The sequence below is a fragment of the Lactiplantibacillus sp. YT640 genome, from assembly GCF_049745435.1.
Classification (GTDB): Bacteria; Bacillota; Bacilli; order Lactobacillales; family Lactobacillaceae; genus Lactiplantibacillus; species Lactiplantibacillus plantarum.
Window position 1 is genome coordinate 1 of the sequence record NZ_JBMNVY010000096.1, and the last position, 516, is coordinate 516.

Consider the following 516-nt stretch of genomic DNA (forward strand, 5'->3'; position numbering starts at 1 on the left):
GTTTGCCCGTGAAAACAAGCCAGCTGGGTGGTTAATTGCCGACCAAATTCCGTCCTACCGGACGATTTGTCGCTTTAGAATTTCTGATGAACTGGCCACTTTGACAACTGATAGCTTATCACAACTAACTCAATATCTTCGTCAAAATGGCATGATTGATGATGTTTCATTTATTGATGGAACTAAGATCCTAGCCGACGCCAACAAGTATAGCTTTGTTTGGAAGAAGAATACGATACGATTTGACAAGATGAATCGCGAGAAACTCGTTGACCTGTTAGGCGAGCTTCATGAAGCTAAAATTGTCGGTGAAATTCCGGCAGGATCAGAGCTGACTCCCGAACTATTGGATATCATGATTAGCAAGGTTGAGGATCACTTAGTGGTCCTTAATGAAACCGTGGAAGCAACTAAGCAGGTTTCCCCGAACCCAGCCAAACAGCAACGCCGGACTGTTAAATCACAAAAACGTAAGTTGGACAAACGACGTGATAAAATGCGTGAACACCAAGCACA

General features: G+C 43.6%; 1 pseudogene. It reads left to right on the forward strand.

From position 1 onward, the window contains the following. A pseudogene (locus tag ACOV1R_RS16085) lies at positions 1-516 on the forward strand (IS1182 family transposase); the annotation flags it as partial.